Below are 16,511 nucleotides of genomic sequence, written 5' to 3' on the forward strand. Positions count from 1 at the left end.
TTGCAGGCATCCACTCCCACCATGTTGTCGCGACGTGCCGTCATGGGCATGCTCGTCGGCGCGGCCGTGCTGCCGCCGGTGCTGGGAGCCTTCGGTCAGCCGGCGCACGCCGCACCGGCCACGACGGCGGACGATCCGGCCGTCCCCACCGACGCGATGCGCCGCACCGAGAAGCCGAACCTGGCCTTCCGGCAGGTCGCACAGCTGTCCAACGACCGCTACCGGGTGACGTTCCACGAGGCCACCTGGGACGGCGGGCGCAGCTACGTCCGCGACCTCGAACTCCGGACCGACGCCGGCTGGGTCGCCGTCACCGACCCGGAGCGCCGGTTCGACGAGCAGTGGGTCGTGCTCACCGGCACCGAGCGGCCCAGCCCGCGCTACTACTACAGCTCCGCCACGCCGCACTGGGTCGCCTTCGACGGGTTCCGCCAGCTCGGCCCGCGCACCGTCGAGCTGACCAGCACGAGCCCGGGCGTCCACGAGCTCACGGTGCGCTGGTCGCTGGACCGCGAGCACCCCGAGCTGCACTACACCGTCACCGCCCGGCAGGCCGGCCACTTCGTCGTCGGCTACCAGAGCCTCGACACCGGCACCGCCGACGACGCCGAGGAGGTGCTGTGCGGGATCCGCCAGCACGCCCGCGTCATCGGCAGCCCGGAGTCGCTGAGCAGCTGGGAGCTGTTTGCGCCGATGAGCCTGGTGCAGCGGACCATCGCCGGCCGGACCGTCACGTCCGGCGTCTACATCCCCAGCGACGTCATCGCCTACGAGCACGAGCGCGACCTCGGCCCGTACCGGCAGCCGTTCGGGATGAGCCTGCTCAACGACGAGGCGCACGTGCAGCCGGTGGCGTACGCGCCGCAGGCCGGCGACCGGTCGCTGCTCGAGCCGGGCCAGAGCCTGGGCTACGCGTTCGGCGTCCAGGCGCATGCGGGCGTGCTCTACGACGCCTACGTCGCGCTGTGCCGCGGCGAGTACGGATTCACGGCCTACCGCGAGAACGTCTACGACACGTCGCTGACGCAGACGGCGTCCAACATCATGAACCTGGTCGGCATCGAGCCCGACGGCGACGACAGCGAGACGTTCGTGCCGTCGTTCTCCGGCTGGTGGAACCGGGCCAAGGGGTTCGCCGACTCCGAGAACGACCAGGCCGTGCGGACGTCCGTCGCCGGCGTGCTGCTGTCGGCGAACTACCTGCTGTCGCCGCCGGACCGAGCCGGCGACTTCTACGACCGCCGCGCCCGCCAGATGATGGAGTACCACGTCTCGCGGCGCAACCACGGGCACACCCCGATCATCGGCAAGGACGTCTACAACGACACCTCGGCGACCGTCTACGGCCTGGGCGGCGTCGCCGTCGACGCGAACACGCTGGTCCCGCTGTACCGGCAGACCCGCGGCCAGAACGCGGCGCTGCACCGGCTGGCGCTCGACACCGTCAAGGCCCCGCCGTTCCGCGACACCCGCGCGCCGTGGAGCAACGCCCTGCAGGCCTACGTCCTGACCGGCGACGAGGGCTGGCTGGCCGAGGCGACGGCGCTGGCCCGCCGGTACCTGCGCGACCAGGTCCTGACGCCGTACTCGAACAACCAGGGCGACGGCGTGTTCGTCTTCTCGTACTCCAAGCACTGGCTGGAGCTGTTCGTCATGTACGAGCTGACCGGCGAGCGCGACTTCCTGGACGCGGCGTACCGCGAGGCGCAGCGGTTCGTCACCCAGACGATGGTGCGGCCCGTGCCCGACGGCACGGTGCGGGCGCCGGTCCCGTACATGATCAACATGCAGTTCGACGACTGGAACGGGCACCTCCTGCCCGACTACCCGCTCGACGACATCGCCCCGGAGGAGGTGCCGGCCTGGTACGTGTCGACGACCGGTCAGACGATCGAGCAGCTGATCACGTACCGCATCCAGGAGCCGAAGCGGCACCCCGGCGGCGGCATGGTGATGAACCCGATCTGGGCGCCGTTCCTGCTCCGGCTGGCGCACGAGGCCGGCGACGAGTTCCTGGTCGACTTCGCGCACAACCTGGTCATCGGCCGCTGGACGCACTACCCCGGCTACTACAACCGCCAGTTCACCGCGCAGCACCTGCGCCCGGACTTCCCGCTGACCGGCCCGCCAGGGGAGAGCTGCATCTACTTCCACCACGCGCCGGCGCAGCTCGGCCTCACGCTGGACTACCTGTTCAGCGAGCACTACGTCCGGTCGGACGGGCGGATCAGCTTCCCCAAGCAGTTCGAGTGCGACTTCGTGTTCTTCAAGTTCAGCACCTACGGGCACGAGCCGGGCACGTTCTTCGGCGAGGACGGCGTCTGGCCGTACCTGCCCGAGGGGATCGTCGCCGTCGACCACCCGCAGCTGAACTGGCTGACCGGCGTCGGCAACGACTCGCTGTACCTGTCGCTGACGAACTCGCGCGACGCGACGGTGAGCGCGACGGTGACGTTCGACCGCGAACTGACCGGCATCGACCCGGGCCGCCGGTACGACGTCCAGGTGCTGATGGACAACGGCCGGTGGAAGCACTACCGGCTCACCGGCGGGAAGCTGCCCGTGACGGTGTCGGCGCGCGGCATCACCGTGGTGATCGTCCGCGGCGCCGGCCGGCCGGCGCCGTGGCACTGGCTGCCATCGTCGGAGGACCGCGGCGAGGTCAGCTACGCCTTCGACGACGCGCTGCCCGGCGCCGAGGGCGGCCTGACCCGCGGCATGCTGCTGGTCCGGCCGGACCGGACGGCTGCCGACGCCTACGTGCAGAGCGACTCCGTCGAGGCGGCGACGCTCGCGTACTGGGTGAACGACGGGCCGGAGCAGATCGTCGCGGACAAGCCGTACCCGAACGAATGGACGGTCCCGCTGGCGGCGCTGACCGACACGTTCGCCTACGAGGTGCGGACGCTGTCGGCGACGTCGCAGCGGCGGACGCTGCGGCTGCCGTCGTCGGTCACCGGGGTCGCGGCCGGCGGAGCGGCGGCGTTCGGGTCGCTGTCGGCGCCGGCCACCGCGTCGCCGGCGGACGAGCTGACGCTGCGGGTGCGGCTGACGGCGTCGTCGTCGCTGTCCGGTGTCGCCGTCGCGCTGGCCGCGCCGGGCGGGTGGACGGTGACCCCGTCGGAGCCGCTGCCCGACGCCGTCGCCGCCGGTGAGTCGGTGACCGGGACGTTCTCCGTGACGGTGCCCGCCGACGCCGCGCTCGCGGTGCCGCATCCGCTGACCGCGACGGCGACCTGGTCCGGCGGCTCGGCGGAGCTGGAGCCGGTCACCGTCGAGCTGGTCGACCCCGTGCGGCTGACCGCGATCACGCCGTCGCCGGCCGTGGTTCCGGAGCCGGGCGGCTCGATCGACCTGCGCATCGCGGTGCTCAACCGCGGCCCGGTGCCGGTGACCCGGACGGTGACGATCACCGGGCAGTTCCACTGGTCGTTCAGCGAGACGACGTTCGAGGTCGAGGTGCCGCCGCGCACCGAGCTCGAGCACGTCGTGCGGGCCACCACCCGGCCGACCATCCCGACCGAGCAGACGCACTTCGTGTCGGCCAACCTGGACGGCAAGCCGAAGGTGACGATCAGCCTGCGGGTCGAGGACCCGGACATCATCGCGATCACCAACAACGACTACCCGCCGCGGTACGACCAGACCGGCAGCTGGCTGATCAGCGGCCTGGCCGGGGCCGACGGCGCCGCGTCCCGGTACAGCCCCGAGGGCGTCACCGGCGGCACGGCGACGTGGACCCCCGACCTCCCCGAGGCCGGCAGCTACGCCGTCGACGTCTGGTATCCGTCCAACTTCGAGACCGCGACCAACGCCGTCTACGTCGTCACGCACCTGGGCGGCGAGACCGAGTTCGTCGTCAACCAGATGGAACAGCCGCGCACCTGGCGCGAGCTGGGCACGTTCGAGTTCGCCGCCGGCATGGGCGGCAACGTGCGCATCGAGGTCCGCGACGCCAGCACCGGCTACACCCGCCTGAGCGGTGCCCGCTTCCGCAAGCTCTGAGGCAGCTCGTGCTCCGGCGGGCCGGTCGCCCGTCCCGCCGGAGTCGCGCGGCGGCGGCACCGAGACAGGTACCTGACCTGCGTGGACGGACAGGACCGCGTACCCCGGAAAGCGATCTCAGTGGGGGAGCGCGGTCACGGTGGCGTGGTAGCCGAGGTTGGACGAGATCTGGTCGGCGTGTTCGATGGCGATCATCGCCAGCTCGTCCTGCCGGGCCGGGAGGTTCATTGCCGACAGCGGCCCCGACACCGACAGCGCGGCGATGATCTGGCCGGACCGGTCCCGGATCGGCGCGGCCACGCAGGCCCGGCCGAACGCCAGCTCTTCCAGCTCGGTCGCGTACCCGCGCGAGCGCACCTCCTGCAGAGCGCCGCTGAGCTCGTCGAACGACGTCAGGGTGTGCGGCGTGTAGCGGGCGTACTGGTCGCCGAGCAGTGACCGGAGCTCGTCGGGCGGCAGCTCGCTGGTCAGCGCCTTGCCCATGGCGGTGGCGTGCAGGGGGCCGCCGCGGCCGATCAGCGTGGACGGCCGCGGCGCGTTGGCGCCCTCGAAGTGGCACAGGTAGAACAGGCTGGCGTCGTGGCGCTCGGCGACGTTGACGCCGAGGCCGAGCGACGAGGCGAGGTTCTGCGCGAGCTGGCGCGACTGCTGGTGCACCGGCGACTGGTTCAGCCCGATGCCGGCCAGCGTGATGACCCGCGGGCCGATGCCGTACAGGCCGCTGCGGCCGTGGTGCGTGAGGTACCCGAGGTTGACCAGCGCGCCGACCAGCCGCGACACCGTCGACTGGCCCAGCCCGGTCGCGGTCACCAGCTCGGAGATGCGCCGCTCGGGGTGTTCCTCGTTGAACGCGGACAGCAACGAGAGCGCCCGCTCGACGCTCTGGGTGCCGCCGGCGGACTCGCGGGCTGTTACACGTGGCACGTTCTGACCCCCACCATCATGCTCGGAACGGTCATCTACATGGTAGATGAAACCCCGCACAAAACCCGTCAACCCGCCTGGCGATCGCGGTCTTGTGCGCGCAGCGCCCGGTCGAGGTCGGCCAGGCCCTCGACGACCAGCCGGCGGGCGGCGTCGGGCAGCTCGGCTGTCTCGAGCCAGCCACGCACCGTCGTCGCCGTGGCGGCGTCGGCGAGCAGCCGCGGGAACAGCCCCACGACCACGGCCTGCGCGCTCTCGTTGGTCCGGTCCGCCCAGACCCGCGGGACGGCGTCGAGGTACGGCTGGACGTACGGGCGCACCAGCTCGCGCTGCTCAGGGTGGGCGAAGCCGCGCACCGTGGCGCTGAGCAGCGCGTTCGGCAGCGCGTCGGACTCGACGGCGGCCTGCCAGGCGGCCGCCTTGGCCGGGTACGTGGGCACGGCCGCGCGGGCGTACGCGGCCTGCCGCTGCCCGGTCGCGGTGTTGTCGCGCTCCAGCTCGGCGTCGACGGCGCTCTCGCCGGCCGCGCCCAGCACGACCAGCCGCTGCAGCAGCGTCCACCGCAGGTCGGTGTCGACCACCAGGCCCGGCAGCACCGACTCGTCGCCGTCGAGCAGCGCCATGATCTCCGCGATGTGCTCGTCGCTGGCCGCGGCCGCCACCCAGGCCCGGGTGAAGGCGAGCTGACGGTCGCCGCCGGCCTCGGCCGACCCGGCCAGCTGGCGCAGCGCCGCCGCCCAGCGCGACGACAGCGCCGTCCGGTTGGCCGGCCAGGCGTACAGCTCGATCGCGGCCCGGGCGGAGCTGAGCACGTGCTGCACCACACCCATGGACGTCTCGCGGGCGATGCCGCCGAGCACCAGTTCGACGAACGAGCTGGCCGACATCTCGGCGTCGCGCAGCATGTCCGTCGCGGCCGTCCAGCACAGCGCCCGCGGCAGCGGGTCGAGCGACCCGATCGAGCGCACCACCGTCGCCAGCGAGCGGTCGTCGAGGCGCACCTTCGCGAACGTGAGGTCGTCGTCGTTGACCAGCAGCAGGTCGGGCTGGGTCTCGCCGCGCAGCTCGGCGACCTCGGTGCGCGGGCCGTCGATGTCCAGCTCGACCCGCGTGCGCCGCACCAGTGCGCCGTCGTCGGTGTAGTCGTACAGGCCGATGGCGGCCCGGTGCGACCGGATGACCGGGTGCTCGGGCGCGGCGGTCTGCTCGACGACCACCGACGTGTAGGTGCCGGCGCTGTCGATGGTGACGGCGGGGCGCAGCGTGTTGACGCCGGCCGTGCGCAGCCACTGCTCGTTCCACGCCGACAGGTCGCGGCCGCTGGTGCGCTCGAGGTGCCCGAACAGGTCGGTGAGTGAGGTGTTGCCCCACGCGTGCTCGGCGAAGTAGGCCCGCACGCCCTCGAGGAACGCGTCGCGGCCGACCCACGCGACCAGCTGCTTCAGGACGCTGGCGCCCTTGGCGTAGGTGATGCCGTCGAAGTTGACCTCGACGTCCTCGAGGTCGCGGATGTCGGCGGAGATCGGGTGCGTCGACGGCAACTGGTCCTGGCGCAGCGCCCACAGCTTCTCGGTGACGGCGAACGTCGTCCAGCCGTCGGTCCACCGGGTCGCCTCGGCCAGCGACAGTACCGACGCCCAGGTGGCGAACGACTCGTTCAGCCAGAGGTCGTCCCACCAGCGCATGGTGACGAGGTCGCCGAACCACATGTGCGCCATCTCGTGCAGGATCGTCTCGGCCCGGCGCTCGTAGGCGGCGTCGGTGACGCGGCTGCGGAAGACGTAGTCCTCGTGGTGGGTGACGGCGCCGGCGTTCTCCATGGCGCCGGCGTTGAACTCGGGCACGAACAGCTGGTCGTACTTCGCGAACGGGTAGGCCAGCCCGAACACGTCCTCGAAGAAGGCGAAGCCGCGGCTGGTGACGTCGAACAGCTCGGCGGCGTCGAGGTGCTCGGCCAGCGACTTGCGGCAGTACAGCCCGAGCGGGATCGTCTTCTCCTTGCCGACGTGCTCCGAGCGCTCGACGTGGTACGGACCGGCCACGATCGCCGTCACGTAGGTCGACAGCTTCGGCGTCGGCTCGAACGTCCACCGCTTCTTGCCGTGGCTGGCCTTGCCCGCCTTGCCGGGCGCGTTCGACACGACCTCCCAGCTGGACGGCGCGTCGACCAGGAAGGTCACCTCGGCCTTGAGGTCGGGCTGGTCGAAGCACGCGTAGACGCGGCGGGCGTCGGCCACCTCGAACTGCGAGTAGAGGTAGACCTCGTCGTCGACCGGGTCGACGAACCGGTGCAGGCCCTCGCCGGTGTTCATGTAGGCGGCGTCGGCGACCACCTTGACCTCGTTCTCGCTGGCCAGGCCGGTGAGCTTGACCCGGCTGCCGTCGAAGACCTCGGCCGGGTCGAGCGCGTTGCCGTTGAGGACGACCTCGTGCACGGTGGGCGCGATGAGGTCCAGCCAGGTCTCGGCGCCCTCGGTGGCGGCGAACGTCGCCGTCGTCGTCGACCCGAACGTGGTCTCGCCGGTGGTGAGATCCAGGTGGACGGTGTACCGCACCGACGCGGGGTCGAGGACGGACGCGCGTTCGCGGGCCTCGTCGCGGGTCAGGTTCGTGCCAGACATGGCGTCGATCCTGGCAGAACATCCGTCTTCGCGCTGGCCGTGAGCCCTGGGAATCGATCGTGTCAGCGCGCGGTTGGCCATTTCGAGACCTCTTTGACGTGTCAACTGTGATGAAGGGCAACCGCATGAGCGAGACCACTCACGTCGACTTCTGGTTCGACCCGATCTGCCCGTGGGCGTGGATGACGTCGCGCTGGATGATGGAGGTCGAGCGGGTCCGGCCGGTGGAGGTCACCTGGCACGTCATGTCGCTGTCGTACCTCAACGCCGAGCGCGACCTCGGCGAGAAGTACAACCGCCTCATGGCCGACAGCTGGGGCCCGGTGCGCGTCGTCACGGCCGCGAAGCATCTGCACGGCCAGGAATGGGTGAAGCCGCTGTACGACGCCCTCGGCACCCGGTTCCACCCGGGCCACGAGCGCGACCGCGGCAAGGTCATCGCCGCCGCCCTCGAGGAGGTCGGGCTGCCGGCGTCGCTGGCCGCGTACGCCGACACCGACGAGTTCGACGCCGCGCTGAAGGAGAGCCACCACGCCGGCATGGACCAGGTCGGCACCGAGGTCGGCACGCCGGTCATCGCGGTCGAGGGCTACGCGTTCTTCGGCCCGGTGCTGGCGCCGGCGCCGAAGGGCGACGAGGCGGGTCGAGTATGGGACGGCGTGCGGGCGCTGGCCTCGTACGACGGCTTCTTCGAGCTCAAGCGGACCCGTACCCGCGAGCCCGTCTTCGACTGAGCCGGCCATACGGCAGACTGACGGCCATGCGCGTCCACGTCGGCTCCGACCATGCCGGATACGAAGTCAAGAACCGCCTCGTCGAGGTGCTCCGCGACGGCGGCCACGAGATCGTCGACCACGGCCCGTTCGTCTACGACGAGCTCGACGACTACCCGACGTTCTGCCTGCGGGCCGGCGAGGGCGTCGCGGCCGACCCGGACAGCCTCGGCGTCGTCATCGGCGGCTCCGGCAACGGCGAGCAGATCGCCGCGAACAAGGTCGAGGGCATCCGGTCCGCGCTGGCGTGGTCCGAGGAGACCGCGCGGCTGGCCCGTGAGCACAACGACGCCCGCGTGCTGGCCGTCGGCGCCCGCATGCACCCGTTCGAGGACGTCGCGGCATTCGTGCAGACGTTCCTCGAGACGCCGTTCTCCGGCAGCGAGCGGCACGCCCGCCGCATCGCGATGCTCAGCCGTTACGAGGTGGACGGCGAGCTTCCTCCGCTGCCGGCGCCGGCCGACTAGAACGCGGCGGCAGCGGCGACTTCCCGATCCGCTCCAGCGCGGCGGCGACGTCGCCCGGGCTCGGCCGCGACACGTCCCGGGCCCGCAGCGCCCGCGACACGCCGACCTGGGAGCGCCGGTCGACCTGGTCGAGCTTGCGGACGCCCTTCTCGCGATCGTTCATAGAAAGGACGGTAGTGCCCGAAGGCCACACGATCCACCGTCTGGCCGGTGAGCTGTCCAGTGCGTTCGGCGGCCGGGTGGTCGAGGTGTCCAGTCCGCAGGGGCGGTTCGCCGCCGGCGCCGCCGTCGTGTCCGGGTCGCGGCTGGAGCGGGCCGAGGCGCACGGGAAGCACCTGTTCATCGGGTTCGCCGGGCGGCGGTGGGTGCACGTCCACCTCGGGTTGTACGGGAAGTTCGACGTCGTGGGCGCACCGGCGCCGGACGGGCCGGTCCGCGGTGAGGTGCGGCTGCGGCTGACGACCGCCGGCGCGCACGCCGACCTGCGCGGGCCGACCCGCTGCGAGGTGGTCGCCGACGCCGACAAGGCCGCCGTCGAGGCCCGGCTCGGCCCGGACCCGCTGCGCGGTGACGACCCGGAGGCGGCGCTGGCCCGGATCGGGCGCAGCCGGGCGCCGGTCGGTGTGCTGCTCATGGACCAGGCGGTCGTCGCGGGCGTCGGCAACGTGTACCGCGCCGAGTCGCTGTTCCGGGCCGGTGTCGACCCCGCGCGGCCCGGCTCGTCGGTGCCGCCGCGGACCCTGCGGGAGATCTGGTCCGACCTGGTGGCGTTGATGGCGCTCGGCGTGCAGACCGGCCGGATCGACACCGTCCGGCCCGAGCACGAGCCCGAGGCCATGGGCCGTCCGCCGCGAGTCGACGACCACGGCGGCGAGGTGTACGTCTACCGGCGCGCGGGGCAGCCGTGCCTGGTCTGCGGCAGGCCCGTCGCGGCCGGAAGAGCGGCGGCCAGAAACCTGTTCTGGTGCCCGAACTGCCAGCATTGACGGGCCGTCGCGGGCAATTCTGTGTGATCTTCCTCCCACGCTCTCTTTGCCGCTAGGGTCCTCGTGTGACGACCCGATCGGCTGGCCTGCTCGGGCTGGCGGGGGCGTTCTTCGGCGGGCGTCCCGCCAGCGCGTTGACGCGGCGTCTGATCCGCGAGCCGGTCGTCATGGCCGTCCTGCTGGCCGCCACCCTGCTGCTCGGGCTGTCGATGGTGCAGTGGGAGTCGATCGTGCCGGCCATCGCGCTGGTGCTGCCGCTGCTGTTCGGCGGGTTGTTCGTGCAGCCGCGGGCGCTGGCCTGGCTGGTCGGCACCGTGGGGTTCTGCCTCATCGCCGGCGGCATCGTCATCGGGGGCGGGCAGACCTTCGCCGCCGTCACCGTCGTCGTCGGGATCACCGCGATCGTGTCGCTCGGCCTGGCGCGGTCGCGGGCGCGGCTCGGGCTGCAGGGCACCATGGGCGAGTCGATGCTCGTCGACCTGCGCGACCGCCTGGCCGCCCAGGGCCGGATGCCGCCGCTGGGGCGCGGCTGGCAGGTCGAGCTGAAGCACCATGCCGCCGAGCGGTCCAGCTTCTCCGGCGACTTCGCCGTCGCCTCCCGGTCCACCGACGGCCGCGTGCTGGAGCTCGCGCTGGTCGACGTGTCCGGCAAGGGCCACAACGCCGGGACGCGCGCGCTGCTGCTGTCCGGCGCGTTCGGCGGGCTGCTCGGCTCGCTGCCGCAGGACCAGTTCCTGCCCGCCGCCAACGCCTACCTGCTGCGGCAGCGCTGGCCCGAGGGGTTCGCGACCGCCGTCCATCTCGTCGTCGACCTCACCACCGGTGAGTACGAGGTCCGCTCGGCCGGCCATCCGCCCGCGATCCACTTCCACGCCGGATCCGGCCGCTGGGCCACCCTCGACACCGAGGGTGGCCTGCTCGGCGTCTACGAGCAGAAACACTACGAGCCCGTCACCGGGCGCATGCGGCCCGGTGACGCGCTCATGCTCTACACCGACGGGCTGGTCGAGGCGCCGCGGCGGGACCTGTCCGACGGCATCGACAAACTGCAGGGCGAGGCCGAGCGGCTGGTGGCGCACGGCTTCGACGGCGGCGCGCAGAAGCTCATCAACGCCGTCGCCTCCTCCGATGCCGACGACCGCGCCCTGCTGCTGTTGTGGCGGACGCTCTAGCGCTTGGTGTAGGCGGCCACGACCTCGATCTCGACCAGCCAGCCGGTAACCGGCAGCGTGTCGACCTCGAGGTTCGTACGCGACGGCCGGGTGGCGTTGGCGAACTGGACCGGCGCGTAGGCGGGGATCACCTCGCCCGTCACCCGGTTCACGTTGGCCACCCACTTCCGGTACGCGCGGTTCCAGCCGTTGTAGTCGGCCCGCTCGGCGCCGGGCGGGGCCTCCAGGTAGATCCGCATGCTGATGATGTCGGCGAGCGTGAGGCCCTGTGACTCCAGGTTCTCCTTGATGCGGGCCATCGCGTTCATGCCCTGCGCCTCGGTGACGGTGACGCCGGCGGGCAGTACCCCGCCGGGGAACTGGGCCGGGTCGATGTAGCGCTCGGGCGTCCCGGCCGGTGCGGCCGTGTTGAGCGCGCCCGGGCCGATGCCGCTGGAGAAGTAGAGCGGCACCTGGTTGCCGACGGCGACGCCGTTGGCGATGAACGGGTCCGGTGCCTGGGCGGGCGCGGCGATGTTGAACCGCACCTCCTGCGGCCGGGGCGCGCCGATGCCGGTGACGGCGACGACGCTGCCGGTGATCGCGAGCGTGGTCAGGCTGGACACGACGGCGACGACGGTCAGCCGGCGGGTGGGCTTGCGCATGGGTTCTCCCTGGTCAGGCCGCGGTGGCGGCGACGCGCTCGTGCAGGGCGGTGACGGTCAGGCGGGCGGACTCGAACGCGCCGGCCTGCCAGGCGGTGAGGTAGCTGAGGTGGTCGCCGGCGAAGTAGGTCCGGCCGTCCGGGCGCAGCAGGAGGTCGTACGCGGCGCCGCGTCCGCCCGGCCAGTTCACCCAGCCGCCGAGGCTGTACGGCTCCTTCGGCCAGGCGATGGAGAACGAGGTCTCCAGCTCGTCGCGGTACTTCGCGCCGTGGATCTTCACGCCCTGCTCGACCGCGCGGGCGGCCCGGTCCGGCACCGTCAGGCCGCTGTACGAGCCGGAGTAGTAGCCGACGACGACGCCCTTGCGGCTCAGGAACCCCGACGACGGATACCAGATGCCTGAGATGTCCATGTTCGTCGCGGTGATGCCGCCGAAGATCTTGTCGTCCTCCTCCCACCAGCGGCGGCCGTACTGCAGGCCGATCTTCCCGGTGTTCGCGCCGGTCGGGACGGCCAGCGCGTCCTTCGTCGCCTGGGCGAAGTTGTTCGGGATGTTCGTCAGCACCATCGGCGGGATGGTGTTGACGCAGTAGTCGGCATCGATGGTGCGGGTCCGGCCGTTGTGGCGGTAGCTGACGCGCACGCCGTCGGGCCGGTTGTCGATCTGCGTGACCGGCGCGTTGTAGGTGATGCGCCGCTTACCGCCGACGGCCGCCGCGAGAGCGGCGGAGATGCGGTCCATGCCGCCTACTGGCTGCCACATCATCATCGCCTGGTCCCAGCCGAACTCGAACGCGAACCGGGTGCCGAACTGGCTCTGCAGGATCGCCGACATCGACGGCGGAGTGCCCACCACGCCCGCGTCGTGGCCCGCGCCCGGCGCGTCCACGTACCCGCGGCGGCCGTTGCCGGCGTAGCGGCCGCCGGTCAGGCCGCCGAGGCTGTTCGCCAGCGCCACCAGCCGCTCGGCGTCGTCGGCGCTGAGGACGGTGTCCAGTGCACCCTGGTCGGCCGCCTGGGCGAGCAGCTCGGAGATGTACCCGTACACGTCGGCCTTCGCCTGCCGGTGGGTGACCGCGGTGCCGGCCAGCTCGCCGTAGTTAGTGGTGCTCGTGTTCTCGTGGTAGTAGAGGCTCTCCGCGTTCGCGTTGACCAGTGCCTCGATCGGAACGCCCAGCTCACGGCAGTAGTCGAGCGTCACGTGGTGGTTCGGGATGCGGGCCGGACCGGCGTTGAAGTACAGGCCGTCGTCGAACCGGCACGTCTGCGTCACGCCGTCGGTGTCGGTGAGCTTGTCGCCGCGCCTGATCGTCTTCGCCCGGCCGCCGGGCCGGTCGCGCGCCTCCAGGACGGTGCAGTCGTAGCCGGCCTTGCCCAGCTCGTACGCCGCGGCCAGCCCGGCGCTGCCCGCGCCCAGGATGACCACGTTCGTGCCCCTGGCGCGGGCCGAGTCGGGCAGATCGGCCGCCCGCGGCGGCGCGAAGTCCGGGGTCGCCGTGGCGGCGTCGGCGGGCGAGGCGAACAAGCCCAGGGCCTCCATGCTGCCGTACAGCGCCGAGGCGCCGCCGACGGCGCCGACGCGGGTGAGGAAGCTGCGCCTGGTGTGTGCGTGTGGTGTACCGGCGGTGGTGGTCACGACTGGCCTCCTTGTCGGTGCGCCCGGGCGGGGGTGCCGGGCGCAGAGGCAGTCTTGGTAATGGGGGTTATGTCCGGATTTCGGCAGAGTTAGGGCAAGATCACTGGGTGCTCACCGTGTGACGGTGGTGCGCTCGGGCCGACTGAATGAGTGGGTCCGATTGATCTTCTCCGTACCCCGAAGAGGCCCAGAACGCGAGCCTCGCCATCGAAGACGGCCGTGCCTGTCGACGTCGGCGCCCACGCCGGACCAGGACACCGCCGTCGCGCCGCACGCCCAGGACGCCAGCCGTCGCCGCACCCCTGGCGATCGAGGCCGGATGGTCGCAGGCGCACCCGGCGCTCCGCTCACCGCGCGATCAGTGCGTCCCAGCCGGCCATCGTGAGGTCGACGGTGCGCAGCAGTGCCGGCCGGGTGGCACCCTCGAGCGCGCGGACCGCGAGTCCCTGCACCTGGGCGTCGTAGTACATCGCCACCGTGTCGACGTCGTCGGATGGCAGTGGTTCGCCCGCCTCCGCGGCCGTCCGCAGCCGCGTGCGCAGGGCGGTCAGCCGGTCGCGTCGGCTCCGCTCCAGGTAGGCGACGACCGTGGTGTCGGTCGGCGGGCAGCTCAGCGTCGCGCGGGTCAGGAGGCAGCCGCGCGGCCCGCCCCGCTTGGTGAACAGCGTGACGTTCTCGCGCAGCAGCGCCTCGACGCCGCCGCGCGCCGTCGGCGCCTCGGTCAGCGCCACACCGGGGCGGCCGCCGTCGCCGTCCTGGTAGCGGTCGGCTGCCATGCAGAACAGTGACGCCTTGGAGCCGAACGCGGCGTACAGGCTGGGCGAGCCGATGCCGAGAACGTCCGTGAGGTCGGCGATCGAGGTGTCCTGGTACCCGCGCGTCCAGAACAGCCGCATGGCACGGTCGAGCGCCACGTCGCGGTCGAACCCGCGTGGCCGGCCGCGTCCCATCGTGTCGTCTCCTTTCTGTGTCGATCGCTACATTAACCCCTTGACGCCACCGGCCGCCACCGGTTTATTGTGTAGCGACCGATACATAAAGGGAGCGTGCGACATGCCCGGCGTGACGAAGGTGACCAGCGGCGACGACCTCGAGTGGTTTCGTCGCTTCGATCAGGATCTGCAGTTGGCCGACGCCATCGACCAGCGCCACGACGCTGCGATGACCGTCGGCTTCGCCCGCTACGGCGCGGGCGAGTCGAACCCGTGGACCGTCTCCTACGACGAGGCGCTGGTCGTCACGAGGGGCCGGTTCAGCGTCGAGAGCGGCGGCACCGTCACCACGGCGGTCGTCGGCGAGGTCATCTACCTGCGCGCGGGCACTGAGCTCGTCTACCGCGCCGACGAGGAGAGCGAGGTGGTCTACGTCTCGTATCCGCACTGGCTCGCGGCGACCGGGAGTTCGCCGCACTCCGACCGGCTGGCCGAGTTCCAGCCCGCGGCGAGCTGACGGCCTGAAGTCGTTCCCGTCACCGGAAGCGGGGTGTTGTATATGAGGGCGGTCGCCGTTCGTCGTCATGGTGAGGGCGGCACCGGGCCGCCCGCGACGACCCGCGAAGGGGGACGAGATGCAGTACCTGCTGCTGATCTACAGCGAGCCGCGGACCGAGGCTCCGCCGCAGGACCAGCTCGAGGCCGAAATGGCCGAGTGGTTCACCTACACCGAGGACATCCGCAAGGCCGGCGTGTACGTCGACGGCAACGCGCTCGAGCCGGTCAACACCGCCACGAGCGTGCGGCTCAAGGACGGCGAGCGGGTGGTCACCGACGGGCCGTTCGCGGAGACTCGCGAGGTGCTCGGCGGCTACTACCTCGTCGACGTGCCGGACCTCGACGCCGCGCTGGACTGGGCCGCCAAGTGCCCCGGCGCGAGGCACGGGTCCATGGAAGTCCGCCCGATCACGGTGTTCGACCAGAGCTGACGGTGAGCCGGTGGGCGGCCGACCCCGCCGAGGCGGTCTTCCGCGAAGAGTGGGGCCGGCTGCTCGCCACGCTCGTCCGCTGGGTCGGCGACTTCGACCTCGCCGAGGAGGTGGCGGCCGACGCCATCGCCGCCGCCGTCGAGCGCTGGCCGGTCGACGGCGTGCCGGACCGGCCGGGCGCGTGGCTGCTGACGACGGCGCGCCGCCGGGCGGTCGATCTGCTGCGCCGGCGGCAGAACTACGCGGCCAAGCTGGCGGTGCTCAAGGTCGAGGCCGAGCGCGACGAACTGGCCCGGCTGACCGAGCCGGCCGCCGACACCGGGCCCGACGTCATCGGCGACGATCGGCTGCGGCTGTTCTTCACCTGCTGTCACCCCGCGTTGCGTGCCGAGGCGCGGGTCGCGCTGACGCTGCGGTACCTCGCCGGGCTGACGACGGCGCAGGTGGCGCGGGCGTTTCTGGTGCCCGAGGGGACGATGGCGCAGCGGCTGGTGCGGGCCAAGCAGAAGATCGGGGCGGCCGGCATCCCCTACCGCGTCCCGTCGGCGACGGAGTTGCCCGGCCGGCTGCCGGCCGTGCTCAGCGTCGTGTACGTCGTGTTCACCGAGGCGTACGCGGCCAGCACCGGCGCGGCGCTGATCCAGCCGGAACTGGCCGACGAGGCGATCCGGCTGGCCCGCATCCTGCACCGCCTGCTGCCGGCCGAGCCCGAAGTCGCCGGCCTGCTCGCCCTGCTCCTCCTGGTCGACGCCCGCCGCGACGCCCGCGTCGACGCGGCCGGCGACCTCGTGCTGCTCGACGACCAGGACCGGTCCCGCTGGGACCAGGGCAAGATCGCCGAGGGACGGTCACTGGTGCTCGACGCGCTGCGGCACCGCCCGCCCGGCCCGTACGCCCTGCAGGCCGCCATCGCCGCCGTCCACGACGAGGCGCCGTCGGCCGCCGCCACCGACTGGCCCCAGATCGTCGGGCTCTACGACGTCCTCCGCGCGACGGCGCCCTCCCCGGTCGTCGACCTCAACCGCGCCGTTGCCATCGCGATGGCGCACGGACCGGCGGCCGGGCTGGGCCTGCTGGACGAGCTCGTGGCGGGCGGCGCGCTCGATCGCTTCCACCCGCTGCACGCCGCTCGCGGCCGGCTGCTGGACCGCCTGGATCGGCCGGCGGACGCGGTCGCGGCCTACCGGCGCGCCGTCGACCTGTGCGGCAACGACGCCGAGCGGGCCTTCCTGCTCCGCTGCCTCGCCGCCGCCGAACAGCGCACGGCACGCGACTGAGGAATCACTCCGGTTGGACCTCTCTCTTTCGCTGTTGATCACGGAGAAGGTCGGGGCTCTCGGCGCTCCAGAGCCGACCTTCTCC

At 72.1% G+C, this 16,511-nt stretch carries 14 protein-coding genes; 8 read left to right on the top strand and 6 right to left on the bottom strand.

The features are described from left to right. Positions 1-21: 21 nt before the first annotated feature. A complete protein-coding gene (locus tag BLV05_RS14010; protein WP_152690630.1) occupies positions 22-4,005 on the top strand; it encodes a golvesin C-terminal-like domain-containing protein in 3,984 nt (1,327 codons plus the stop codon). Positions 4,006-4,122: 117 nt separating this feature from the next. On the opposite strand, the gene BLV05_RS14015 is transcribed toward BLV05_RS14010, so the two are convergent. Both BLV05_RS14015 and pepN read right to left on the bottom strand, forming a co-directional pair. Further along, complete coding sequence (locus tag BLV05_RS14015; protein WP_046767421.1) at positions 4,123-4,929, bottom strand: IclR family transcriptional regulator; 807 nt, start codon at positions 4,927-4,929, stop codon at positions 4,123-4,125. 68 nt (positions 4,930-4,997) lie between these two features. Beyond that, on the bottom strand, positions 4,998-7,550 hold the full coding sequence (gene pepN / locus BLV05_RS14020) for an aminopeptidase N (RefSeq protein WP_046767420.1): 2,553 nt from the start codon (positions 7,548-7,550) through the stop codon (positions 4,998-5,000). A 125-nt stretch (positions 7,551-7,675) separates the two neighbouring features. On the opposite strand from pepN, the gene BLV05_RS14025 reads away from it, so the two are divergent. After that, the gene (locus BLV05_RS14025) at positions 7,676-8,284 is read left to right on the top strand and encodes a mycothiol-dependent nitroreductase Rv2466c family protein (protein WP_046767504.1); all 609 of its coding nucleotides are present in this window, start codon (positions 7,676-7,678) and stop codon (positions 8,282-8,284) included. Between the two features lie 26 nt (positions 8,285-8,310). Continuing rightward, entirely contained in the window at positions 8,311-8,790 is a 480-nt protein-coding gene (locus BLV05_RS14030) for a ribose-5-phosphate isomerase (protein WP_046767419.1), read from the top strand. Here the strand turns inward: BLV05_RS14030 and BLV05_RS35780 are convergent. Beyond that, positions 8,735-8,953 carry a hypothetical protein gene (locus tag BLV05_RS35780; RefSeq protein WP_152690629.1) on the bottom strand — a complete coding sequence of 73 codons (219 nt, stop codon included), beginning with the start codon at positions 8,951-8,953 and terminating at the stop codon, positions 8,735-8,737. The genes BLV05_RS14030 and BLV05_RS35780 overlap by 56 nt on opposite strands. Before the next feature lie 13 nt (positions 8,954-8,966). Between BLV05_RS35780 and BLV05_RS14035 the strand changes: the two genes are divergently transcribed. Continuing rightward, entirely contained in the window at positions 8,967-9,776 is an 810-nt protein-coding gene (locus BLV05_RS14035; protein ID WP_046767418.1) for an Fpg/Nei family DNA glycosylase, read from the top strand. A 65-nt stretch (positions 9,777-9,841) separates the two neighbouring features. Continuing rightward, positions 9,842-10,948 carry a PP2C family protein-serine/threonine phosphatase gene (locus tag BLV05_RS14040; protein ID WP_197683647.1) on the top strand — a complete coding sequence of 369 codons (1,107 nt, stop codon included), beginning with the start codon at positions 9,842-9,844 and terminating at the stop codon, positions 10,946-10,948. Here BLV05_RS14040 and BLV05_RS14045 read toward each other — a convergent pair. The 3 genes from BLV05_RS14045 to BLV05_RS14055 all read right to left on the bottom strand — a co-directional run bounded on the left by BLV05_RS14045 (position 10,945) and on the right by BLV05_RS14055 (position 14,178). After that, a complete protein-coding gene (locus BLV05_RS14045) occupies positions 10,945-11,592 on the bottom strand; it encodes a Rid family hydrolase (protein WP_052762230.1) in 648 nt (215 codons plus the stop codon). The two genes, BLV05_RS14040 and BLV05_RS14045, sit on opposite strands and share 4 nt — an antisense overlap. A 13-nt stretch (positions 11,593-11,605) precedes the next feature. After that, a complete protein-coding gene (locus BLV05_RS14050) occupies positions 11,606-13,228 on the bottom strand; it encodes a flavin monoamine oxidase family protein (protein WP_046767417.1) in 1,623 nt (540 codons plus the stop codon). Between the two features lie 347 nt (positions 13,229-13,575). After that, positions 13,576-14,178: a TetR/AcrR family transcriptional regulator gene (locus tag BLV05_RS14055; RefSeq protein ID WP_046767416.1), complete on the bottom strand. Its 603-nt coding sequence runs from the start codon at positions 14,176-14,178 to the stop codon at positions 13,576-13,578. Positions 14,179-14,281: 103 nt separating this feature from the next. On the opposite strand from BLV05_RS14055, the gene BLV05_RS14060 reads away from it, so the two are divergent. The 3 genes from BLV05_RS14060 to BLV05_RS14065 all read left to right on the top strand — a co-directional run bounded on the left by BLV05_RS14060 (position 14,282) and on the right by BLV05_RS14065 (position 16,426). After that, complete coding sequence (locus tag BLV05_RS14060) at positions 14,282-14,677, top strand: cupin domain-containing protein (protein WP_046767415.1); 396 nt, start codon at positions 14,282-14,284, stop codon at positions 14,675-14,677. A gap of 118 nt (positions 14,678-14,795) precedes the next feature. Then, the gene (locus BLV05_RS35785; protein WP_046767414.1) at positions 14,796-15,149 is read left to right on the top strand and encodes a YciI family protein; all 354 of its coding nucleotides are present in this window, start codon (positions 14,796-14,798) and stop codon (positions 15,147-15,149) included. A gap of 2 nt (positions 15,150-15,151) precedes the next feature. Next, complete coding sequence (locus tag BLV05_RS14065; RefSeq protein WP_197683648.1) at positions 15,152-16,426, top strand: RNA polymerase sigma factor; 1,275 nt, start codon at positions 15,152-15,154, stop codon at positions 16,424-16,426. Positions 16,427-16,511 lie beyond the last annotated feature (85 nt).

The sequence above is a fragment of the Jiangella alkaliphila genome (genome assembly GCF_900105925.1).
GTDB lineage: Bacteria > Actinomycetota > Actinomycetes > Jiangellales > Jiangellaceae > Jiangella > Jiangella alkaliphila.